General features: G+C 59.3%; 19 protein-coding genes. 17 read left to right on the top strand and 2 right to left on the bottom strand.

Features of this window, described 5'->3' with window-relative positions; all coding sequences use genetic code 11:
* The 10 genes from GFB49_RS17100 to GFB49_RS17055 form a co-directional block, all read left to right on the top strand.
* On the top strand, positions 1-1,871 hold a 1,871-nt coding region (locus GFB49_RS17100; protein WP_153217151.1), incomplete at its 5' end, for an alpha-galactosidase.
* Positions 1,868-3,577 carry an IlvD/Edd family dehydratase gene (locus GFB49_RS17095; protein ID WP_153217150.1) on the top strand — a complete coding sequence of 570 codons (1,710 nt, stop codon included), beginning with the start codon at positions 1,868-1,870 and terminating at the stop codon, positions 3,575-3,577. The genes GFB49_RS17100 and GFB49_RS17095, both read left to right, overlap by 4 nt.
* Positions 3,577-4,341, top strand: coding sequence for an SDR family NAD(P)-dependent oxidoreductase (locus GFB49_RS17090; RefSeq protein WP_153217149.1), 765 nt, complete (start codon positions 3,577-3,579; stop codon positions 4,339-4,341). The genes GFB49_RS17095 and GFB49_RS17090 overlap by 1 nt, the downstream gene beginning before the upstream one ends.
* Entirely contained in the window at positions 4,338-5,273 is a 936-nt protein-coding gene (locus tag GFB49_RS17085; protein ID WP_153217148.1) for a 2-dehydro-3-deoxygalactonokinase, read from the top strand. Before GFB49_RS17090 ends, GFB49_RS17085 begins: the two co-directional genes overlap by 4 nt.
* Entirely contained in the window at positions 5,263-5,871 is a 609-nt protein-coding gene (locus GFB49_RS17080) for a 2-dehydro-3-deoxy-6-phosphogalactonate aldolase (RefSeq protein WP_153217147.1), read from the top strand. Before GFB49_RS17085 ends, GFB49_RS17080 begins: the two co-directional genes overlap by 11 nt.
* Complete coding sequence (locus GFB49_RS17075) at positions 5,868-6,710, top strand: SMP-30/gluconolactonase/LRE family protein (protein ID WP_153217146.1); 843 nt, start codon at positions 5,868-5,870, stop codon at positions 6,708-6,710. The genes GFB49_RS17080 and GFB49_RS17075 overlap by 4 nt, the downstream gene beginning before the upstream one ends.
* Before the next feature lie 17 nt (positions 6,711-6,727).
* Entirely contained in the window at positions 6,728-8,635 is a 1,908-nt protein-coding gene (locus GFB49_RS17070; protein WP_153217145.1) for a beta-galactosidase, read from the top strand.
* 104 nt (positions 8,636-8,739) lie between these two features.
* The gene (xylB, locus tag GFB49_RS17065) at positions 8,740-10,197 is read left to right on the top strand and encodes a xylulokinase (protein ID WP_153217144.1); all 1,458 of its coding nucleotides are present in this window, start codon (positions 8,740-8,742) and stop codon (positions 10,195-10,197) included.
* Positions 10,194-11,129, top strand: a complete 936-nt coding sequence (locus tag GFB49_RS17060) for an aldose epimerase family protein (RefSeq protein WP_153217143.1) — start codon at positions 10,194-10,196, stop codon at positions 11,127-11,129. The genes xylB and GFB49_RS17060 overlap by 4 nt, the downstream gene beginning before the upstream one ends.
* A gap of 38 nt (positions 11,130-11,167) precedes the next feature.
* Positions 11,168-12,424 carry a cytochrome-c peroxidase gene (locus tag GFB49_RS17055; protein WP_153217161.1) on the top strand — a complete coding sequence of 419 codons (1,257 nt, stop codon included), beginning with the start codon at positions 11,168-11,170 and terminating at the stop codon, positions 12,422-12,424.
* Here GFB49_RS17055 and GFB49_RS17050 read toward each other — a convergent pair whose 3' ends face one another.
* Positions 12,425-13,936 (bottom strand): CRTAC1 family protein, encoded by a 1,512-nt coding sequence (locus tag GFB49_RS17050; RefSeq protein ID WP_153217142.1) that lies wholly within the window; start codon positions 13,934-13,936, stop codon positions 12,425-12,427.
* Entirely contained in the window at positions 13,926-15,113 is a 1,188-nt protein-coding gene (locus GFB49_RS17045) for an ROK family protein (protein WP_343032620.1), read from the bottom strand. Before GFB49_RS17045 ends, GFB49_RS17050 begins: the two co-directional genes overlap by 11 nt.
* Positions 15,114-15,318: 205 nt before the next feature.
* Here GFB49_RS17045 and xylF point away from each other — a divergent pair, with 205 nt between their 5' ends.
* The 7 genes from xylF to GFB49_RS17010 all read left to right on the top strand — a co-directional run bounded on the left by xylF (position 15,319) and on the right by GFB49_RS17010 (position 23,383).
* Positions 15,319-16,326, top strand: coding sequence for a D-xylose ABC transporter substrate-binding protein (gene xylF / locus GFB49_RS17040; protein ID WP_425505238.1), 1,008 nt, complete (start codon positions 15,319-15,321; stop codon positions 16,324-16,326).
* Positions 16,327-16,433: 107 nt separating this feature from the next.
* A complete protein-coding gene (locus GFB49_RS17035) occupies positions 16,434-17,732 on the top strand; it encodes a sugar ABC transporter permease (RefSeq protein ID WP_153217139.1) in 1,299 nt (432 codons plus the stop codon).
* A complete protein-coding gene (locus tag GFB49_RS17030) occupies positions 17,732-18,529 on the top strand; it encodes an ATP-binding cassette domain-containing protein (protein WP_153217138.1) in 798 nt (265 codons plus the stop codon). Before GFB49_RS17035 ends, GFB49_RS17030 begins: the two co-directional genes overlap by 1 nt.
* Positions 18,530-18,648: 119 nt before the next feature.
* Positions 18,649-19,956 (top strand): xylose isomerase, encoded by a 1,308-nt coding sequence (gene xylA, locus GFB49_RS17025; protein ID WP_153217137.1) that lies wholly within the window; start codon positions 18,649-18,651, stop codon positions 19,954-19,956.
* A gap of 653 nt (positions 19,957-20,609) precedes the next feature.
* The gene (locus GFB49_RS17020) at positions 20,610-21,536 is read left to right on the top strand and encodes a porin (RefSeq protein ID WP_194269378.1); all 927 of its coding nucleotides are present in this window, start codon (positions 20,610-20,612) and stop codon (positions 21,534-21,536) included.
* A 160-nt stretch (positions 21,537-21,696) separates the two neighbouring features.
* Positions 21,697-22,338: a hypothetical protein gene (locus GFB49_RS17015; RefSeq protein WP_153217135.1), complete on the top strand. Its 642-nt coding sequence runs from the start codon at positions 21,697-21,699 to the stop codon at positions 22,336-22,338.
* Complete coding sequence (locus GFB49_RS17010; protein ID WP_153217134.1) at positions 22,328-23,383, top strand: phytase; 1,056 nt, start codon at positions 22,328-22,330, stop codon at positions 23,381-23,383. The genes GFB49_RS17015 and GFB49_RS17010 overlap by 11 nt, the downstream gene beginning before the upstream one ends.
* Positions 23,384-23,560 lie beyond the last annotated feature (177 nt).

The raw sequence follows: 23,560 nt of genomic DNA, 5'->3' as shown, positions 1-23,560 counted from the left end.
GTCCGCAGGCGGCCACCAGTTTTGACGGCCAGCCGGGGCTGGTGGCCTGGCAGGGGGGGCAGGCTTTGTATCCGCGGTTCCGTCTGCAGACGGCGGAAGCGGGGGAATTCACCTGTTGCGATCCCGAGCAGGGCCTGACCCTGGTGCTGTCGTTTGAAACCAGTGGCGACACATTGGTGGCCCGGACGCGGTTGGAATCTGATCATCGGATCACATTGCATCATTTGGCCGCACCGGTGTTACCCGGACCGCAGATGGGAGCGGAGATCCTTGATTTTGCCGGTCGCTGGATTGGTGAGTTTCAGCTGCAACGCAGCCCGTGGCGCACCGGTGTCCATATGCGCGAGGCCCGTATGGGCCGGTCGGGGCATGAACATCCGCCCTTGGCCTATTTCCCGGAAGCGGGGGCCAGCAATACGCAAGGCACCGTGTTTGCCATGCACTATGGCTGGTCCGGCGGTCATGTGATGTATGCCGAAGAGCTGGCCGATGGGCGACGGCAGATCCAATGGGGTCATGCCACCGGCACCCGTCAGAGCGGTCAGATCTTTCACAGCGCGCCCTTGTACCTGGCGGTGTCAGATCAGGGTCTGAACGGCTGTGCCGTCGCCTTTCAGCGGTTGGTGCGGGACCACATTGTGCAATGGCCCGAGCCTGAGCGCGCACGCCCGGTGCATTACAACTGTTGGGAAGCGGTCTATTTCGACCATGACCCAGCCGTTTTGAAAGACATTGCCACGCGGGCCGCTGATCTGGGGGCCGAGCGTTTTGTTCTGGATGACGGCTGGTTTGGCAAACGCGATGATGACACCTCATCGCTGGGGGATTGGAACATTGATCCGCGCAAATGGCCCGAGGGGCTGACGCCGCTGATAGATCATGTCGAAGCCTGTGGCATGCGGTTTGGCCTGTGGGTAGAGCCTGAGATGGTGAACCTCAACAGCGATCTGGCGCGGGCACATCCCGAGTGGATCCTGGGGCCAAGCGATCAGATCGAAGGCCGCCAGCAGCGGGTGCTGGATCTGTCAAAACCGGTGGTGCGCGATTACCTGTATCGCAAGCTTGCGACCCTGTTGGCCGGGCATCGGATTGATTATCTGAAGTGGGATCACAACCGGCTGCTGCCGATTGGCAATGCGGCCCAAACGGACGGGATCTATGCGCTGCTGCGGGATCTGCGCACCGCCTTTCCGGACGTGGAAATCGAAAGCTGCGCCTCGGGCGGGGGGCGGATTGATGCGGGCATTCTGGGCCTCACCCATCGGGTCTGGCTGTCTGACAGCAATGACGCAAGCGAACGGTTGCGTATTCAACATGACGCCGCGCTGATGTTGCCCGCGGCTGTGACCGGCAGCCATGTGGGGCCGCGCCACTGCCATACATCCGGCCGGGTGCATGACATCTGCTATCGGGCTTGGGTCGCGGCACAGCGGCATATGGGGTTTGAGATGGACCCCCGTGAGTTGACCGAAGATGAAGCGGGCGTGCTGCGTGATGTCACACAGTGGTGGAAGGACAACCGCGATTGGCGCATGGCGGCGGATATTCTGCGGCTGGACAGTCAGGACCCCAGCGTCATCGCCGAGCAGCAGCTGGCCCAGGACGGCAGCCGGTTTGTGGTCTTTGCCGGGCGCGCGGCCACCAGCCATCAGATTCTGCCGCGCCCCCTGCGGTTGACAGCGCTGGAGCCTGACGCGACCTATCGGGTTGAGCTGACCAACCGGGAGGCGGCCCACCACCTGTCACGCCGAGATCTGCCAATCAAACAGGGCGCGTTGACGTTGACGGGGCAATTTTTGATGCAACATGGGATGACCCTTCCCTGGTCTTTTCCGGACCGGATGTGGGTGGTTGAAGGAACCAAGCTATGAGCAAGGAACGGCGCAATCGCGGCTGGTATGGGATGATGGACAAGGACGGGTTTATCCGTCGCTCCTGGATGAAAAACCAAGGGTTCCCCGACCATGCCTTTGATGGACGCCCGGTGATCGGGATCTGCAACACCTGGTCCGAGCTGACGCCCTGTAACTCGGGCCTGCGGGAGCTGGCGGAAGGGGTGAAGCGCGGCGTCTGGGAGGCCGGGGGCTTTCCGGTGGAATTTCCGGTGATGTCTTTGGGTGAAACCCAGATGAAACCCACGGCGATGCTGTTCCGCAACCTGCTGGCGATGGATGTTGAGGAATCGATCCGCGCCTATGGCATGGACGGGGTGGTGCTGTTGGGGGGCTGTGACAAGACCACACCGGGCCAATTGATGGGCGCGGCCTCGGTTGATTTGCCATCCATTGTGGTGTCGGCCGGCCCGATGCTGAACGGCAAGTGGAAGGGGCGAGATCTGGGGTCCGGCACCGATGTGCGCAAGTTTGCGATGGACGTCAAAGCAGGCGACATGACGTTGAAAGACTTCATGGCAACTGAATCGGGCATGTCCCGCTCCAAAGGGGTGTGCATGACCATGGGCACCGCCTCCACCACCTCCTCCCTGTCGGAGGCGATGGGATTGTGCCTGCCGATGAACGGCTCCCTGCCGGCCGTGGACGCCCGCCGCATGGCGCTGGCGCATATGACCGGCAAGCGCATTGTCGAGATGGTTGAGGAAGACCTGAAACTGTCGGATGTTTTGACCAAGGAGAGCTTTCAAAACGCGATTGTCGCCAATGCGGCGCTGGGTGGGTCCACCAATGCGGTGGTGCACCTGCTGGCCTTGGCCGGTCGGGTTGGCATTGATCTGACATTGGATGATTTTGAGATCGGTGGAGAGATCCCGCTGCTGGTGAACTGCATGCCATCCGGCAAATACCTGATGGAGGATTTCTGCTATGCCGGCGGGGTTCCCGTGGTGCTGAAAGAAATCGCCCACAAGCTGCGTCCGGCACAGACGGTGATGGGCAAGGACATCTCGCACTACTATGAAGAGGCCGAGTGCTATAACCGCGATGTGATCTTTGCCTATGACACACCGCGCAAACCGGCCTCGGGCCTGCGGGTGCTGCGGGGCAATCTGGCACCACGAGGCGCGATTGTGAAACCCTCGGCGGCCTCGGATCATCTGTTGGAACACGAGGGCGAGGCCTATGTGTTTGAAACCATTGAAGAGCTGAAGGCCAACATCGACCGTGATGATCTGCCGGTGGATGAGAACTCCATTCTGGTGCTGAAGAACTGCGGCCCCAAAGGCTATCCGGGCATGCCCGAAGTGGGCGATATGCCGGTGCCTGCAAAACTGGTGAAACAGGGCGTGCGCGATATTGTTCGGATTTCGGATGCGCGGATGTCCGGCACCGCCTTTGGCACCGTGATCCTGCATGTGGCTCCAGAGGCCACCGCCGGCGGGCCAATTGCCTTGGTGAAAACCGGCGATCGGATCAAAGTCTCTGCGGCAACCGGTGTTTTGGAATTGCTGGTTTCTGAGTCTGAACTGGAGGCCCGCCGCGCCAATTGGGTTGCGCCCGAGCCTCACTATACCCGTGGCTATGCCAAGATGTACGTGGATCACGTGCTGCAGGCGGACCAAGGGGCCGATCTTGATTTTCTGGTGGGTAAAGACACCCGCCCCGTCACACGGGAGAGCCACTGATGACTGCGACGTTTCATGACCTAAAGGACAAATCCGTCTTTATCACCGGTGGCGGTTCAGGCATCGGGGCCTATTTGACGGATGGGTTTTTGGCGCAAGGGGCCAAAGTGGCCTTTGTCGGGCGGTCCGATGCCAGCGCGTTTTGTGATGAGATGGAGGAAAAGCACGGGGTGCGCCCGTTGTTTATCCAATGTGACATCACCGACATCCCGGCCTTGCAAGGTGCAATGGATCAGGCGGCCGCAGCCCAAGGGCCGATTGCAGTGTTGGTGAACAATGCCGCCAACGACAAGCGTCATACCACGCTGGAGGTGGATGAGGACTTTTGGGACTGGACGCAGGCCGTGAACCTCAAGGCTTATTTCTTTGCCTGCCAACGTGCGATTGCGGGCATGAAGGATGCGGGCGGCGGCGCGATTATCAACTTCAGCTCGATTTCCTATATGATGGGCAATGATGGCTATCCCGGCTACACCACTGCCAATGCGGGTATCACCGGGATGACCCGGTCGCTGGCGCGGGAGTTTGGTCCCGACAAGATCCGCGTCAACGCCATCGCGCCGGGCTGGGTGCTGACGGACAAGCAAAAGGAAATGTGGGTCACCCCCGAAGCTCTGGAAGCGCATCTGGAACGCCAGTGTCTGAAGGACTCGCTCAGCCCCGAGGATATCGTGGGGGCGACCCTGTTTCTTGCCTCGGATGTTAGCAAGATGATGACTGGCCAGGCCATGGTGGTCGATGGTGGCGTGGTGGTGACCGGATGACAACAGCCCAAGAACAGGCCACCGCCTGGGTCGCTGTGGATTGGGGCACCACCCACATGCGGCTGTGGTGTCTGGCGGCGGATGGAACGGTCCTGACCCGCCGGACAAGTGACAAAGGTATGGGGCAGATCGCTGCGGACGCCTATGAAAATGTTCTGCTGGATCTCTTGGCGGACCATCTGCCCGAAGGCGCGGCGCTGGATGTGGTGGTCTGCGGCATGGCCGGGTCGCGGCAGGGCTGGATTGAGGCGCCTTATGTGGCCACCCCGTGTGATCCACGGGCCGGTGTAGCGGCAACCTCTGCACCCGTTTCTGATCCGCGGTTCAACGTGCATATCCTGCCAGGGGTTAAACAACGGGATCCCGCCGATGTGATGCGCGGGGAAGAGACCCAGATCCGGGGTGTCATCGCTCAGGAGCCGGGCTTTGACGGTGTGATCTGCCTGCCGGGAACCCATACCAAATGGGTGCGGGTTCAGGCGGGTCGGATTGTCGAATTTGCCACCATCATGAGCGGTGAATTGTTTGAAGTGATTGGCCAGTATTCGGTGCTGTGCCATTCGGTCGGCAACACAGGCTGGGATGCGGCCGCCTTTGAAAACAGCTGCCTGAAAGCGGCCCAGGATCCCACCCATCTAATTGGATCCCTTTTTGGTTTGCGGGCGCAATCCTTGCTGGCGGATCTTGGCCCTGCGGCGGCGCGGGCCTCGCTGTCCGGCCTGCTGTTGGGCGCAGAACTGGGTGCGATGCGCAGGCTGTGGGACGCCACGCCTGTCACTATCGTCGGCGAAAACACATTGGCCCAGGCCTATGCCACAGCCCTGACGCTGCATGGGCAAGTGGCCCAGGTGGCAGATGCAGAGACAACAACATTAAACGGGCTGCGTGATGCCTATGCGCAGCTGCAGGAGACAGAGATCCATGGATCGTGAAATTATCGCCATTTTGCGGGGCATCACCCCCGAGGAAGCTGCACCGGTCTGTGCGGCGCTGATCGACAACGGGATCACCAAGATCGAGGTGCCGCTGAACTCTCCTGACCCGTTTGACAGTATTGCACACATGATCACCGCAGCCGAAGGGCAGGCGCTGATTGGGGCGGGCACTGTGCTGACAACGCAGGATGTGGCGCGGCTGGCGCGCATTGGGGCGGGTATGGTGGTCTCTCCGGATGCGAACTCCGAGGTGATTATGGCCACCAAGGCTGCGCAGATGTTGTCCTTTCCGGGTGTATTTACCCCGACCGAGGCCTTTTCTGCCCTGCGTGCAGGCGCGGATGGGCTAAAGTTCTTCCCCGCTTTTAAACTGGGGATCGATGGCTATGCGGCGCTAAAGGCGGTGTTGCCGCGGGACGCAAAAACCTATGCGGTCGGCGGCGTGGGACCTGCGGATTTTGCCGATTGGCAGGCGGCGGGGATCACCGGCTTTGGCATCGGCACCAGCCTTTACAAGCCGGGCCGCTCAGCGGCGGATGTGGCGGAGCGGGCCGTCGAAATGGTGGCGGCTTATGACGCGGTTTTTGTCGAATGATGCAAGCCATCAGCACCACGCGCTGCACCCTGGGCGAGGGGGCGTTCTGGCATCCCCGTCAGCAGCAGTTCTACTGGTTCGATATACTGGAAAAACGTCTTTACACGCTGGAGGCTGGCACCGAGCGGTTCTGGCAGTTTGACGAATGTGTCTCGGCTCTGGGCTGGGTGGATGGCACACGGTTCATCCTCGCCTCTGCCAGCGGATTGTGGCTGTTTGACAGTGAAACCGGTGACAAATCCCTGTTGGTGGCGCTTGAGGCAGACAATCCCCAAACGCGCTCCAATGACGGGCGCGCGGATCCCTGGGGCGGGTTCTGGATTGGCACCATGGGCTATAATGCCGAACGGGGCGCTGGCGCAATCTATCGGTATTTCCAAGGCGCGCTGCGCAAGCTGGTGCCGGATGTGACCATATCCAACGCGATCTGCTTCGCGCCGGATCGGTCCTGTGCCTATTACACCGACACCCATTTGGGCCTGATTATGCGCCAGCCTCTGGACCCCCAGGACGGCTGGCCAATGGGTAGGCCACAGGTGTTTTTGGATCTGTCGGATGAAGACTTTGGTCCCGATGGCGCTGTTGTGGACCAGGACGGCAACCTGTGGAACGCTCAATGGGGCGCAGCGCGGGTTGCGGCCTATGCGCCGGATGGCACGTTTGAGGCTGAAATCCCCGTCCCAACGCCACAAGTGTCCTGCCCGGCCTTTGGCGGGCCGGATCTGTCGACGCTGTTTGTGACCACCGCCGCCGATGGGGGCCTGCCGGCCCCTGCTGGCCAGACCTTTGCCACGGAAACATTGGCGCAGGGTCAGGCCGAACACCAAGTTATCCTATAAAGAAGAAAGAGGGCACCATGCAGCGGACATTGGGGACCTGTTATTACCCGGAACATTGGCCCGAAACGATCTGGGCCGAGGATGCGGCCCGTATGGTTGCGGCAGGCCTGACCTGGGTGCGGATTGGCGAATTTGCCTGGTCACGGCTGGAACCCCAGCCAGGTGTTTTACAGTTCGACTGGCTTGATCGCGCGATTGAGGTGTTGGGCAAGGCCGGGCTTAAGGTGGTTCTGGGCACGCCAACCGCAACGCCGCCCCGGTGGATGGTCACACGTCATCCAGACATGTTTGCAATCGATGCCGAAGGCCGGGTGCGCGGCTTTGGGTCGCGCAGGCACTACTGTTTCAGCCACCCCGGCTATCTGGAAGAAAGCAAGCGGATCACCGCGCTGTTTGCCGAACGTTATGGGCAGAACCCCTATGTGGCGGCCTGGCAGACGGACAATGAATATGGCTGCCATGACACGATCCTCAGCTATTCGGATGCGGCGCGCGGGGCATTTCAGACCTGGTTGCAGGACCAGTTCCACGGCGACATCGCAGCGCTGAATGCGGCCTGGGGCAATGTGTTCTGGTCGATGGAGTACAATGCCTTCGACGAGGTTGAGCTGCCAAACCTTACGGTGACCGAGGCCAACCCCGCCCATGTGCTGGCCTTTCGACGGTTTTCATCAGATCAGGTGGTGGCGTTCAACCGCGTGCAGGTGGAGATCATCCGCGCCCATTCCAAGGCACCGATTTCCCATAACTATATGGGCCGCATCACAGATTTCGACCATTACAAGGTCGGCGATGATCTGGAGATTGCGACTTGGGACAGCTACCCTTTGGGGTTTCTGGAAGATCGCGTGGGCGCAGATGCGGTGCATCAGCGGGCCTATGCACGCCAGGGGGATCCGGATTTCCAGGCTTTTCACCACGATCTGTACCGCGCGGTGGGACGCGGGCGTTGGTGGGTGATGGAACAACAGCCGGGACCGGTCAATTGGGCCCCCTATAACCCAAGCCCGCTGCCGGGCATGGTGCGCCTGTGGAGCTGGGAGGCCTTTGCCCATGGCGCGGAGGCGGTCTGTTACTTCCGCTGGCGACAGGCCCCCTTTGCCCAAGAACAGCTGCATGCAGGCCTTTTGCGCCCCGACAGCGCCGACGCGCCCGCCATCGAAGAGGCACGCCAGGTTGCGGCTGAATTGGCCGAGGCCGGAACGGTCGAACCGGCCCAAGCACCGGTTGCGCTGCTCTTTGATTATGATGCGGATTGGGCCTGGTCCACGCAGCCGCATGGGCAGGGGCTCAGCTATTTTGGGCTGGTGTTTGACGTTTATCGCAGCCTGCGGCGTCAGGGTTTGTCGGTGGATATTCTGCGGTCTGAGACCCGCGATTTCAGCGGTTACAAATTGGTTCTGGCCCCCGGTCTGATGCATATGCCTGACGAGTTAAAACAGGCTTTGGCAACGGCCGACGCAAAGGTGGTCTATGGCCCGCGCAGCGCCGCACGCGATCATGATTTCAATATCCCAACGCCGCTGCCCCCTGCGTTGCCGGGGCTGGATGTCACGGTGTCGCGATTGGAAAGCCTGCGTCCGGATATGCCCATTGCCGTGGCCGGTGGCGGGCAGGTGACCGGATATCTGGAAGAGCTGGAGGGCAGCGCCGATGTCCTGATGCAGACAGACGCCGGAGTGCCGATTGTGATGGCAACGGGCGCGCAGATCTATTGCGGCGCCTGGTTGGATGAGGCGGGGTTTGACGCGCTTTTGCAAAAAGTCGCGGGCCCCGCAGAATTGACCCTGCGTAACCTGCCCGAAGGGGTGCGCATCCGCCAGACCGCAACCGAAGAGTTCTGGTTCAACTATGGCGCATCAACGGTCGAAACCGAAGCCGGGTCCCTGCCCGCGGCAGGTGTCTGGCGACGCCTTTTGGACTGAGACGTCGTGACAGGGGGGCTAGTCCGCTCTCCTGTCACGATGGATTGACTCAGCGCCCTCTCTGAATTAATTTATGCAGTAAAATAATGGGAGGGAGAGGGCCTATGTTTTTAGGACTCGATTTGGGTACGTCCGGTCTGAGGGGGATCGTGACGACCGAAGACGGTACGGTTGTGGCGGAAGCAGAGGCGGCTGTCCCTACGTCGACCCCACATCCCGGCTGGTCCGAGCAAAACCCGGGCCATTGGACCGTGGCCTGCCAGCAGGTGGTTGCAGATCTGCGCGCCGCAGATGCCGGCGCCTTTGCGGCCATTCGCGGGATCGGGATCAGTGGCCATATGCATGGTGCCACATTGTTGGATGCCTCCGGGCGGGTGCTGCGTCACTGTATCATGTGGAATGATACCCGCTCTGCTGCTGAGGCCGCCGCCCTGGATGCAATGGCAGAGATGCGGACACAGACGGGCAATATCGTCTTTCCGGGTTTTACCGCGCCCAAGCTGGATTGGCTGCGCACCCATGAACCTGATATCTATGTCCAAGTGGCCAAGGTCCTGCTGCCCAAAGATTATCTGCGCTTCTGGCTGACGGGATCCTACATCAGCGACATGTCCGACAGCGCAGGCACCGCGTGGATGGATGTGGGCGCGCGCGGCTGGTCCGACCGGGCGCTGGAGCTGTCCCATATGACCGGCGCGCAGATGCCGGATCTGGTCGAAGGCAGCGCAGTCGGCGGCCACCTGAGCGAAGAGCTGTGTCAGACCTGGGGCCTGCAAGGCCCGGTGATCGTCGCCGGTGGTGCCGGAGATAATGCCGCCGCAGCCTGTGGGATCGGCTGTGTGAACGAGGGGCAGGGGTTCTTGTCCCTTGGCACGTCGGGTGTGTTGCTTTTGGCGCGCGAGACCTATGCCCCCGCGCCTGAAACAGCGGTCCATACGTTCTGCCATGCCATTCCCAACCGTTGGGTTCAGATGGGTGTGATGTTGTCGGCCACCAACAGTTTGAACTGGTTGTCCCGCAATCTGGGGCAATCTCCGGCGGACCTGGCCCAGGCCCTGCCGGATCAGATCACAAGCCCTGCCAAGATGACCTTCCTGCCCTATCTGTCGGGCGAGCGGACCCCGCACAATAACGCCGATATTCGGGCCGCGTTGTTGGGCGCAGATGTGGCATCGGGACCCCAGGATATGACCCAGGCCGTGATGGAAGGGGTGGCCTTTGCCCTGCGTGACAATCTGGAAGCCCTGCGCGCCACTGGGGCGGATGTGGAACAGTTGGTGGCCGTTGGCGGTGGCACGCGCTCGCGGTTCTGGCTGGAAACGCTGGCAACCGTATTGAACGTCCCGCTTGCCTTGCCTGCAGGCAGCGAGTTGGGGGCCGCAATTGGTGCTGCGCGACTGGCGATTTGTGCGGTGACAGCCCGAACCCCGGATGAGGTCATGACCCCGCCCGAAATCGCCGAAGTGATCGAACCGCGCGCCGATCTGGTTGAGGCTTATGAGCTGGCGTACAACAGGTTCCGTGCGTATTACACAGTTCTGTCCCCAATGGCTCGCACATGAGCGGGGTGGAGATTGAACAAGTCACCCTGACGGACGGGCCGATGCGGGTGTCACTGCTGAGCCTTGGAGCCACGACACAGGGCTGGTGGGTGAATGAGGTTCCGCTGATCCTCGGCTATGAGGATCCCGGCGCTTATACGCAGAACAGCGGATATTTGGGTGTGATTGCCGGACGTGTGGCCAATCGCATTGGCGGTGCCACGTTTGAACTGGACGGTGTGCGGTATGTTCTGGACGCCAATGAGGGGCAAAACACCCTGCATGGTGGCGCACAGAGCATGGTGCGGCAAAACTGGCAGATCGAACAACGCAGCCAGACCGAGGCGATCCTGCATCTGTTCTCGAACGATGGCGATTGTGGTTTTCCGGGGCAGGTGCGGTTTACGCTCCAGGTCACGCTGCAAGCGCCGCGATTGATCTATACGTTCCTGGCAGAGGTGGATCGCCCGACGCCGATCAGCCTGGCCCAGCATAATTACTACACTCTGGGGGAGACGGATGGGATTGCGGGGCTGTCGCTGCGACTGCCTGGCGATCACCTGCTTGAAAAGGACGCAGAGGGCGTGCCGACGGGTGAAATCTTGCCGGCGACCGGACCATATGATTTCCGTGACTTTCGCCCGCTGCACACGGCGCCGGATCTGGACCATTTCTACCCGTTCCGACCCAGCGTCGCCGGTGCCTTGCGTGACATTGCGGAACTGCGCGCGGCATCCGGGCTGGGTCTGCGGGTCATGTCGGATCAACCCGGCGCACAGGTCTATGCGGGCGGCGGCTTGGGCGCACCTTTTGCGCCGGGCGCTGGGGTTTGTATTGAACCTTCGGGCTTTCCCAATGCTGTGAATGTGGGGCATTTTCCGTCCATGATTGTCACGCCCGATCATCCCTATTGCCAGCGATTGGTTCTGGATCTGACCGGAGCGGGCATATGAACCACCGGGTGATCTTGGCCCAAGTTGCAGCGGTTTTGATGAGCTGCGGATCAGTCTTTGCGATGACACCGGATTTGGGACCACGGCCCGTGTATCCCGAACCGGATATGGCGCGGATCACCTTGGGCCAGCTGCTGTTTTACGACCCGATCCTGTCCGGCAATCGCACGGTCAGCTGCGCCACCTGCCACCACCCAAAACACGGCACCTCGGATGGGGTGTCCCTGGCCATTGGAGACGGGGGCATTGGTCTGGGGCCCGCGCGTCGGATCGACCCAGATAATCCGCCCGAACAACGCATTCCGCGCAATGCGCCCGGTTTGTGGAACCTCGGCGCCACCGAATTCACCGTGTTTTTTCATGATGGCCGCCTGGAACAGGATGCCAATGAACCCAATGGTTTGCGCACCCCGTTGGGGATGCAGATGCCGCAGGGGTTCCAATCAGCCTTGGCGGCGCAGGCGATGTTCCCGGTTCTGTCCCCGGACGAAATGGCCGGGCATTATTCCGAAAATGATGTCAGCAAAGCGGTGCGCCTGGGTTTGATCACACAGGACGCGGGGGCTTGGCGGATCATTGCGGCGCGGGTGGCGGCGATCCCCGCATACCGCGACCACTTTGCGGCCATCCTGCCGGGGCAAGAGATCACCTTTGCCGAAATTGCCAATATGATCGCCGATTTCATTGCCTTTGAATGGCGCGCGGACAACAGCCCGTTTGACCAGATGATGGCGGGGCAGGGGGTTTTGCCTGTGCAAGCGCAACAGGGGATGGAGCTGTTTTATGGCAAGGCCGGTTGCAGCAGCTGCCACAGCGGCTGGTTCCAGACCGATCACGCCTTTCACGCCATTGGCCTGCCGCAGATCGGACCGGGCAAGGCGGCGCGGTTTGAAAATCATTCCCGCGATGACGGGCGGTTGCGGGTCACGGGACAGGCCGGGGACGCTTATGCCTTTCGCACGCCGCCCTTGCGCAATGTGGCTTTGACCGCGCCTTATGGCCACAACGGTGCCTTTGCCACATTGGAAGGGGTGGTGCGGCACCATCTGGATCCAGCGGCGTCATTGCAGGGCTATCGGCTGGAGCAAGCGGTTCTGCCGACCTTTCCGGGAGCTGTGGATGACAGCCAGATCGGGGCAAGGGCAGAAATTGCAGCGGCCAGTGACTTGCAGCCAATGACGTTAGAGGATGCTGAGATTGCGGCGATCGTCGCGTTTTTGCACAGTCTCACCGATCCCGCCGAACGGTTGGGGGTGCCGGATCAGGTGCCCAGCGGATTGCCCGTCGATCAGTGATCAGCGGGTGATCCGCAGCATCTGATTGGCCTGCACCGATGTCCAATCGGTGGCCTCGCCGCCGGGCCAGATCACCCGGACCTCGGCCGTCTCAGCTGGGCCCAGCCCAAAATGCGCCGCTTGGGCGATGCCGCTGGCATGGCCGCCGCCAATTGTCAGCTCGCGGGTTTGCAGACCTTGGTCGCTGCGCAGCTCAATAAAAGCGCCAATCGCTCGCGCATTTGGCGCACCCTGTTCCAGATCAACCATCAGCCAATTGGCGGCAGGGCTCTGATTTTGAAAGATTTCCGCCGCGCTGACCCGGTTGACCACAACCAGATCCAGCCGCCCGTCGCCATTCAGATCCGCCAATGCGCCACCGCGTGACTTGGCGGTTGACGCAACGCCTGCTGCCGCCGCGACCTCTTCGAACCGGCCATCACGGGTTTGGCGCAGCAACGTATTGGGGTCCAGCATCGCCGCATCGGGCATCTGTTCAACATTGCCCTTGGCCACAAAGATATCGTCGCGCCCGTCGTTGTCCACATCGCCAAACTGCGCGTGCCACCCGGTGGACGGACGCCCGTCCCCGCCCACATGTGGCCGATGGGCCGTGGTGCCGCGTTCATAGGTGGCATCGCGCCAGGTGGGGGTCTTTGCGTTTGGATCAAAGATTTGCAGTTTCTGATCCCCCATCGAGGTCAGGTAAACCTCGGCAAATCCATCGCCGGTGATATCGCGGGACGCAATCCCCATGCCCCAGATTGCATAGGGCAGCCAGCCGTCCTGATCGGTATAAAGCCGCGGGACCGCCTCCATTGCCCACATCTGTTCCTGCCCGCCGCGCACGTAATAATGGCGGTCGTTGCTCACACGCAGGTCGGCGCGACCGGCGCGGGACCAATCAGAAAACAGGATCGACAAGGCGCAGAAGCCGGGTTCCAAAGGCTGGACAGGAGCGTATTGCGTGCCATCAGGGCGAAACAGCAGCGTGGGCCCGCAGGCCTCAAACGGGCCGTTGGGATCGTGACGGTCCACATAGGTGCCAAAGGCCAGCGTCGGCAGGGTTTCTCCCGCTTCCCAAGTGGCCGAAAAGGCGGTGGTCCAATGGTCGTCGCTGACAAACCCGATGTCCTGAAACGGGACAAAGCTGCAATCCGGTTGCCCCCGCAGCAAAAGGTCTTTGCCCACTCGCAGGACCACCAGATCCATCCACCCATCGCTGTCAATGTCGATCGGATAGGCCCCGGTGACGCCAATGAGCGACAATGCATCCGGCGTATCCGCGACAAAGCTGATGTCGGCACCGGATTGGTTGCGCAGCAATTGCGACGGGTTGCTGCCCCCCGCCATAAAGAGCTCGGGCTTGGCGTCGCCATTGCAATCAAACACGGCCACGCCGCCGCCTACAAAATGCTCCCATCCGCCGTCATAGACATGATCGGGCGTTTCAACAGTGTCAAACACCGGTTGCGCCAGGGCAGAGGTGGCCGACAGCGCCGACAGAAGCGATAAGGTCAGTTTAAGCGCCATGGGCGTTCATCTCCAGCACTTGCAACACGGAGACCTGTTCAATCCCATAGGCCGCAGCGCCTTTGGCCCACATCAGCCCACCCCAGTCATGCGCCAGAATCTCTGGCGTTGGCGCGTCCACTTGGACCACATTGTTGCGGATATGCTCTTTGACCTGTTCAGAACACAGATGTTCGATGCTGGACGTGCGCCCGGACAGGATGATCCGTTCAGGATCAAAGAGGTTCACAAGGTTTGAAACCCCCATGCCGAACATGCGGCTGGCGCGTTCCAGCACTGCAATGGCGCTTGGGTTGCCGTCCTCGGCGCTTTTGCGGATATCGGCGACCGAGCTCGGTTTGTCATCCTGCATGGCAATCACCGCTTCGCGCATCAAAGCATAATCACTGACATAGGCCTCAAGACAGCCGCGTTGCCCGCATTGGCACAGCGCGCCATCCAGCTGAACTTTGGTGTGGCCAAATTCCGCCCCGCAACCCCGTTCTCCGCGATAGAGCGCACCACCCAGAACAATCCCAAGCCCCACGCCATGTTCGATGGTGATCACCAGAAAGTTCTGCAGCCCCTGGCCCAGGCCGAACAATTGTTCACCTTTGGCCACCAGATTGGCGTCGTTTTCGACAAAGGCAGGGCAGGGCAGCTGTTGGGACAGGATCGGATCAAGGTCCACATTGTTTTCAGTGATCGACGAAGACCAATAGATAAAATTTTGCTCTGCCACGACCTGACCCGCCAGGCCGATTGCGATGCCCGAAACATCCGCGATGTTTTTGCCCAGGGTTTCGCAGGCCTCGTTGACCGCCCGGCCAATGGTCACCACCAGCGTTTCGGCAGACATGCGGGGTTCGGTCAGGCGGAACTGCGTCTGTGCCAGCTCGTTGCCCTGAAAATCCACCAGCATGACCATGATCACATCCCGCGCGACCTTGACGCCTGCGATAATGTTTGAGTTTGCGTTAAGCTCAAGCAGCACCCGAGGACGGCCGCGTTTGGCCGCATCAGGCGAGGCTTCGCCTGCGGTTTCATGGATCAAGCCTGCTGCCATCAGGTCCGCTGTCGCCGAGGTCACGGTGGCCGGGCTGGTCTGTAAAGATGCAGCAATATCAATACGTGAGATCTGCCCAGACGTGCGGATTTGTTCCAAAACCCGAAGCCGTGTTGCGTTTCTCTGATCTATAACCGTTGGATTATTACCGTTTCGCAGAACTTTTTCCCTCCTCCTCGCTCCCTCTGGTTCATTTAACGATTTTGATATTGTGTAAACAAGATTAAATATTTTACTGGATGAAATTAATATGATATCACCGGTGGAACGAGGGGCACGAATCGAGAATTCATCGAAGGATGGCATCTCGTCATGGGAGGAAAATATGAATCGTATTATGGGACTGACGGCGGCAGCCGTCTTGATGAGCACAGCTGCCTATGCGGAAATGACCGTTGGTGTGAGCTGGTCCAACTTTCAGGAAGAGCGCTGGAAAACCGATGAGGCGGCCATTGTTGGCGCGTTGGACGCGGCTGGTGCGACCTATATCTCTGCAGATGCACAGTCTTCTTCGGGCAAGCAGCTGTCTGATGTGGAAAGCCTGATCGCCCAGGGTGTGGATGCGCTGATCATTCTGGCGCAGGACACACAGGCCATTGGCCCGGCAATTGCCGCCGCAGCGGACGAAGGCATCCCGGTTGTGGCTTATGACCGTCTGATCGAAGACAGCCGCGCGTTCTACCTGACCTTTGACAATGTCGAGGTTGGCCGCATGCAGGCCCGTGCCGTCTTTGGTGCACAGCCCTCTGGCAATTATGTGATGATCAAAGGCTCGCCGACCGATCCAAACGCGGACTTCCTGCGTGGTGGCCAGCAAGAGATCATCGAAGCCGCCGTGGCATCCGGTGACATCAAAATTGTTGGCGAAGCCTATACCGATGGCTGGCTGCCAGCAAACGCACAGCGCAACATGGAGCAGATCCTGACCGCCAACGACAACAAGGTCGACGCGGTTGTGGCATCCAACGACGGCACCGCAGGTGGTGTTGTTGCCGCGCTGACCGCGCAGGGCATGGACGGGATCCCGGTATCCGGTCAGGACGGCGACCACGCCGCGTTGAACCGCGTTGCCAAGGGCACACAGACCGTTTCGGTTTGGAAAGACGCCCGCGCATTGGGCAAAGCAGCGGGCGAAATCGCTGTGGCGCTGGCCGGTGGCGCGACCATGGGTGATGTGGACGGCTCTGGCTCTTGGACCTCGCCGGGCGGCACCACCATGACCGCCAAATTCCTGGCGCCGGTTCCGGTGACTGCCGAAAACCTGACTGTTGTGGTTGACGCAGGCTGGATCACCAAAGACGCGCTGTGCCAGGGCGTCAGCAACGGTCCGGCCCCCTGTAACTAATCCGGTTTTCAACCGGTTTACTCACGGAACTGAACCTGCATCTGCCCTGACAGACACGCACAGGGCAGATGCGCTAAACTTCTCCTGCTGAAATACGGAGTTCGGAAATGTCCGACACAACGTCTCAGCCGTCTTTGCCAAAAGTTGAACGCAATATCTTCCAGCAGCTTGAGCTGGATGTGCGTCTATTGGGCATGATCGGCGCCTTTGTCCTTCTTTGCATCGGGTTCTCCATCTTTACCGACGGTCGCTTCCTTAGCCCGCGCAACCTGTTTAACCTGACGATCCAGACCGTTTCCGTGGCGATTATGGCCACCGGCATGGTGTTTGTGATCGTCATGCGCCACATCGACCTGTCGGTCGGCGGTGTTCTGGCGGTCTGCTCTGCAGTGATGGCGCTGGTGCAGACCCGGTTCCTGCCGGAAACGCTGGGTCTGGGTTTCGACCATCCCCTCACATGGATCATCGCCATTCTGGTCGGGCTGGCTGTAGGCACGTTGGTTGGTGGTTTCCAGGGTTGGCTGGTCGGCTATCAGGGGATTCCCGCATTTATTGTGACGCTTGGTGGGTTTCTGATCTGGCGCAACTATGGCTGGATGTTCACTTCTGGACAGACCATTGGTCCGCTGGACGCGAATTTTCTGAAACTTGGCGGTGTTAGCGGTACCATGGGCGAGGCGCTGAGCTGGACCATCGGCATCATCGCTGTTGCCGCTGCCGCCTGGGTCATCTTTAACGCACGCCGTGGCCGTATCCGCCATGGGTTTCCGGCCAAACCGATCTGGGCCGAAGCCACCGTGATGGGGCTGGTGACCGCGGCGATCCTGGGGTTTGTCTGGATCCTAAATTCCTACAATATCCCAACCCGCAAACTGCAACGCCTGTATGAAGCCCGTGGTGAAACCATGCCCGAAGGTCTGGAAGTCGGCTATGGTCTGCCGATCTCGGTGCTGATCCTGATCGTGACGGCCATTGTGATGACGCTGGTAGCCCGGCGCACCCGGCTGGGTCGCTACATCTTTGCCACCGGCGGCAACCCAGATGCGGCCGAACTGTCGGGGATCAATACACGCCTTCTGACGGTCAAGGTCTTTGCCATCATGGGCTTCCTCTGTGCGCTTTCGGCGGTGGTCGCTTCGGCCCGTTTGCAGAATCACACCAATGACATCGGCACCTTGGACGAGCTGCGCGTGATTGCGGCGGCTGTGATTGGCGGCACTGCGTTGGCTGGCGGCGCAGGCACCATCTATGGCGCGATCCTTGGCGCTTTGGTGATGCAATCGTTGCAATCGGGCATGGCCATGGTGGGCGTTGACGCACCGATCCAGAACATCGTCGTGGGCACCGTCCTGGTTCTGGCCGTTTGGCTGGACATCCAATACCGCAAGCGTTTGGGAGCGAAATAATGACCGAAGTTCTTGCAAAAAGCGCCAAACAGCGCCGGGCCGATGGGGAAACCCCGCTGGTCGAAATGAAAGACATGTCGATTGCCTTTGGGGGTATCAAAGCGGTGGATCATGTCTCGGTTGACCTCTACCCCGGTGAAGTTGTGGGCCTTTTGGGCCACAACGGGGCTGGTAAATCGACCCTGATCAAGATGCTGTCGGGTGCCTACCAGAAGAGCGGGGGTGAGATCCGCATCAACGGCACCCCGGTTGAAATCAACAGCCCCCGCGATGCGCGCGCCAATAACATCGAGACCATCTATCAGACGCTGGCGCTGGCGGATAACCTGGATGCGGCATCGAACTTGTTTCTGGGTCGCGAACTGGTCAATTCAATGGGATTGGTAGATGACGCCGCCATGGAAGCGGAATGCCGCAAGATCATGGGCCGTCTGAACCCGAACTTTCAAAAGTTCAACGAACCGGTCTCGGCTCTGTCCGGTGGTCAGCGGCAATCGGTTGCGATTGCGCGCGCCGTCTATTTCAACGCCCGCATCCTGATCATGGATGAGCCCACAGCCGCGCTTGGTCCACATGAGACGCAGATGGTTGCGGATCTGATCAAACAACTCAAAGCCCAGGGCATCGGTATCTTTTTGATCGACCATGACGTGCACGCGGTGATGGATCTGTGTGACCGCGCCAGTGTGATGAAGAACGGCCAGCTGGTTGGCACCGTCGATGTGGATGATGTGACCGATGATGATCTTCTGTCGATGATCATCCTGGGCAAGAAACCCGCCTCCGCCGCGGCCTAACCCACATTTTTGGCAGCGGTGGCACCTGAGGGGCGCGTAATTTTTCTCGGTTCTGCGCGCCCCTTTTCTCTTACTTTTCTGCGCGATGGGTGACAGGACGCCCATCTGAAGGAGCTATCATGAGCACTGGATTTTTTGAGGGTCTTCCGACGGTTGGCTATGAAGGGTCTGACAGCACGAACCCGTTTGCGTTTCGTCACTACAACCCGGATGAGGTGATCCTTGGCAAGCGGATGGAAGAACATCTGCGCTTTGCGGTGGCCTATTGGCATACGTTTGCCTGGGAGGGCGGCGATCCCTTTGGTGGGTCGACCTTTGTGCGCCCCTGGCATCCGCAGGATGATATGGGTCGGGCCAAGATGAAGGCCGATGTGGCGTTTGAGATGTTTGACCTCCTCGGCGCGCCCTATTTCTGCTGGCATGACGCCGACATCCGCCCCGATCAGGGCAGTTTCCAAGGCAATCTTGAGACCCTGAACGAGATCACCGATTACATCGGTGAGAAGATGGAAAACAGCAGAACCAAGCTGTTGTGGGGCACCGCCAATATGTTCTCGCACCGTCGCTGGATGGGCGGCGCGTCGACCAACCCGGATCCGGATGTCTTTGCCTTTGCGGCGGCAACCGTGAAATCCTGCATGGATGCGACCCACAAGCTGGGCGGCGAAAACTATGTGCTGTGGGGCGGCCGTGAAGGCTATGAGACGCTTCTGAACACCGATATGGGTGCTGAGCTCGATCACATGGGCCGCTTCCTGAACATGGTTGTGGATTACAAACACAAGATCGGGTTTGAAGGCGCGATCCTGGTGGAACCCAAACCGCAGGAGCCGTCAAAACACCAATATGATTATGACGCCGCAACCTGCATCGGGTTCTTGCGCAAATACGGTCTGGAAAATGAGGTCAAGCTGAACCTGGAACAGGGTCACGCGATCCTGGCCGGCCACAGCTTTGAACATGAGATCGCAGTGGCAGCCTCCGAAGGCATGCTGGGGTCGATCGACATGAACCGCAACGACTACCAGTCGGGCTGGGACACCGATCAGTTCCCCAACAACGTGCCCGAGGTTGCGCTGGCCTATTACCACATCCTGAAAGCGGGCGGGTACACCACCGGCGGCACCAATTTTGACGCCAAAGTGCGCCGTCAATCCATTGATCCTGCAGATCTGGTGGCCAGCCACATCGGCGGCATGGACATCTGCGCGCGCGGCTTCAAAGCGGCGGCCGCAATGCTGGAAGACGGTGGTCTCGAAGAGGCGCTGAAGGACCGTTATGCCGGTTGGGAAGCGCCAGAGGCCAAAGGCATGCTGGAAAGCGATCTCGCCACCATCACCGCCCGCGTTCTGGAGCAAAACATCAACCCAGAGCCCAAATCCGGCAAACAGGAAATCCTCGAAAACTACGTTAGCCGCTTCGTCTGACGCGTTTCGAGCCGATCAAACAGATAGGGAGGCCATAGGCCTTCCTTTGGCGTATCAGCGATCTACATCTTGGCCGAATGTTCAATAGGCCTCGATTGTTTTTATTACATAACTCTCATTACGCAATATTTTACTCAACGGGGCAGCGCGCCACTTTGAAGTGCGCCTCCCATTAGACACCATTGCGTTATCTAACAGAAACTTATCGTTTGGGCATGTATTCGAACCCTTCAACAAACCAGTGAGGTTGCGGCCTGGTGAGATGCCAAGACGCCTGTCGGTGAGAAAGCGCGCATCGTCAATCGCCAAACCTCAGGTTCTAGAGCGTGGATCGAGTCTTTTGCGGCCCAAAAGATGAATGCCGTGCTGTGTGGCTCGGGCACCTGCTGCCAAACGTTTAGTAAATCTGCTCCGATATCCACTGGTTTTGAACCAAGGCGCATACCGCGCGTGGTTTAAGGCTGACCTATTGTTACTGCTTCTGCATAGGCGCAAGGGTTTTCGATTTTCTTTATTCTACATCAAATTGTCATAAAACAACCCTATTGCACGTATGTGCAAAGATGCCGGGATTCGCGCGGTGCCTTAGCGGTAATTATAACGGCCAACGGCCATGCAGGTGCGATCCGCCGCATCTGAACGAGGGTAACAAAATGAAATATCTGCTCAACGCAACAGCGCTGCTGCTTGCGACCGGTGGACTTGCGTCCGCCGACACCTGGTACAAATTCGAAGGCGAAGTTAAAGCGGGCGTCATATACGAAGGGGTGAAGGCCTCTAGCGACGAGTCCGAGACAAACTTTGAATTCGACCCAGAAATCAACTTTGTCTTTGGCGGATCCACCCAAGACGGGCTGACCTATGGGTTTGAAATCGACCTGTTCGACATTGCCGACATTGCCACCGCAGAAGCCGAGGACGAAGAGGAGTTCCCCGGCGAATTGTTCATCGAAGGCAACTTCGGCAAATTCACCTTTGGCGGAGACGCAAACGGCGCCTTCAAATGGGCACTGTCCGAGGCCGACGATGCCGTGGGTGGCGAGGCCGTAGGCGACGATTTTGAGGAGCACGCAGGCTATTTCGACAGTGATGAATTGGACGATCTCAGCGAAAAACTCATTACTTTGCGCTATGAAAACAGCATTGGCGACCTGAATTACGCTGTTTCCATCTCGGACATCAATGAAGATGAGCCGAACGTTCAGGCGGGCCTGGCCTATCACGTGCCGCTCAACCAGGGCGCGCTGGAACTGGATGCGGGCTACGGCCAACGCGGCGATGAGAACCTCTACGGCCTGTCTGCCCTCTATGAAATCAACGGTTTTGCCATTGTTGCAGGCTACGTCGATGGCGAGCTGGATGGCGAAGATTTCCAGTCACAATACATCGGGCTTGGCTATGAAACCGGTCGCTGGACCTTCCATGGCAACTATGGCGAGACCACCGAAGGCACCGAAAGCAAGGACGGCTTTGGCCTCGCCGCCGATTACGAGCTTCGCGACAATCTGATCCTCGCCACAGGCTATGGCGTCGATGACGAAGAGGAGTTCTTTTCCCTCGGGTTGGCGTTCGAATTCTAACTGAACGCCGCCTCACTTGCGCGCAGTCCAGACATTTGCACCGCAATCGTCCGTGCTGCGCGCCACTTTGCACATATGTGCAATTCTGCTGCAAAACTTACCCGCCCTTGGGCGAAAAGTATCACGAGTTCAAAATACGCCCCTGTGCAATGAGGACATGATGAAACGCATTCTACATACCGCTCTGGCTGCTGCGCTGCTGCCAACTCTGGCCCTGGCCAACCCGTTGGTTGAGACCAAGACCGCCGACAATAAATTGACCACCGCTCCGGCCCAATGGCTGGGCAAAGCCCCGCATCTGGTTGTGATGGGCACCGCCGGTGGTTACCCGTTCGACCTCCAACTGACGGATCTCAACGACAAGAACATCCACGATCTGGAAGTGAAACGCGAATACCTGAAAACCCAAGGGAGCTATGCGCCCTATCAGGAAATTGATCTGGGCCTTCAGATCAAACTGGAAGGCGTTGCCAAAACCATCGAAGCCAAGCTGACCCATGCGGATTTCAACAATCTGCCCAGCCTGCCCGCAGATTTCAAAGTACAGTCGCGCGAGGAGTTTCCAGCCGGAAGCCGCGTATTTACTGAGTTTGAATTTGAATGGGAAGGCGGCGGCAAGTCCGTGAACGCAGAGTTGGCCAATTGGCGCGGCCTGGCCACGGTCAACCTGGATGACGGCTACAAAGCGGATGAGCCCAACGCCGACGGCATGGTCGGCGGCTATATCAATGCACAACGCGGCAAGGACACCCTTGTGATCTCTTTCACTCTGCCAGTGACGGAGTTCGAAGTTGAAGATTGATCTGTTGAAATCCGCCGCTCTGGCGCTGGTTCTGCCAGCGCTAGCACCTGCCGCTTGGGCCGAGGTTCCCGATGTCGCGGTCACGGCCGTCACCGAAAGCGCAGCCCTTCCGGGCGACGCAGATGATCCGGCGATCTGGGTCAATCCAGACAATCCCGAAGCCAGTCTGGTTCTGGGCACCGACAAGGATTTCGGCTTGCATTTCTTTGACCTTTCGGGGCAAAGCGTTGCCTACTTCGAAGATGGCCGCATCAACAATGTCGACCTGCGGGAGTTCCAGCTCGGCGGCGAAACGGTCTGGCTCGCGTCGGGGACAGAACGGGAAAACGAAGAAATCCTGTTTTATGTGATCCACCGGGATGGCCGTGTAGAACGCGCCAGCCCCCATGCCTTCCCCGGCATCCCAGACCACCCGGATGAGATCAAAAAGATCTATGGCCACGCGATGGCGCGGGATCCGGAAACCGGGCTTGTCTGGGCACTGGCAAACTTCAAAACCGGCCACATCGCCCAGTATGAGGTTCTGGATGTCGATGGGCAGATCAAGCTGGAACTGGCGCGCGTATTAAAAGTGCCAAGCCAGCCCGAAGGCATGATTGCCGACGACAAGATGGGTCATCTTTATGTAGGGGAAGAAGACGCCGCCATCTGGCGTTTCCCGCTGCTGCCGGGTGCCGGAGATACGGGCGTTGTTGTCGCGACCGTCCCCTCCCCCTGTTTCCCGACCGATGATATCGAAGGGCTGTCGCTTTATGATGGGGAAGCCGCGCGTTATCTGGTGGCCTCATCCCAAGGCATTCACCGAGCAGCGATCTTTGCCCTTGATGGTGAAGAGACACCCGTCTGTCGCGGCCTCGTCGAGATCGCCGCAGGCGTGGTCGACGGTGTGACCGAAACCGATGGTCTGGCTGTGACGTCTGCAAACCTTGGCCCCGATTTTTCCGAGGGGATGTTGGTCATGATGGATGATCAGAATGCGGACTTTACGAGCAACTTCAAATTCATCTCCTTCGCTGACATCAAATCTGCGCTGAATCTGGACTGACCTCTCGCAATAAACCTTTGGCCTCGGGGGGTTACTCCGAGGCCAAGCCGCATGATCTCATGTTCGTAATGGACGATCAAATCGATAAATATCGTTCTATTTCAGCGATATAATTACTGCACATATGTGCAAAAATGTCACGAATCCGTCACCTAGCAACGCTATGGTTTTCATCGA

The organism is Tritonibacter litoralis (assembly GCF_009496005.1).
GTDB classification, from domain to species: domain Bacteria; phylum Pseudomonadota; class Alphaproteobacteria; order Rhodobacterales; family Rhodobacteraceae; genus Epibacterium; species Epibacterium litoralis.
Note: the sequence above shows the minus strand (reverse complement) of the source record. Positions and strands in the feature narration are given on the sequence as shown.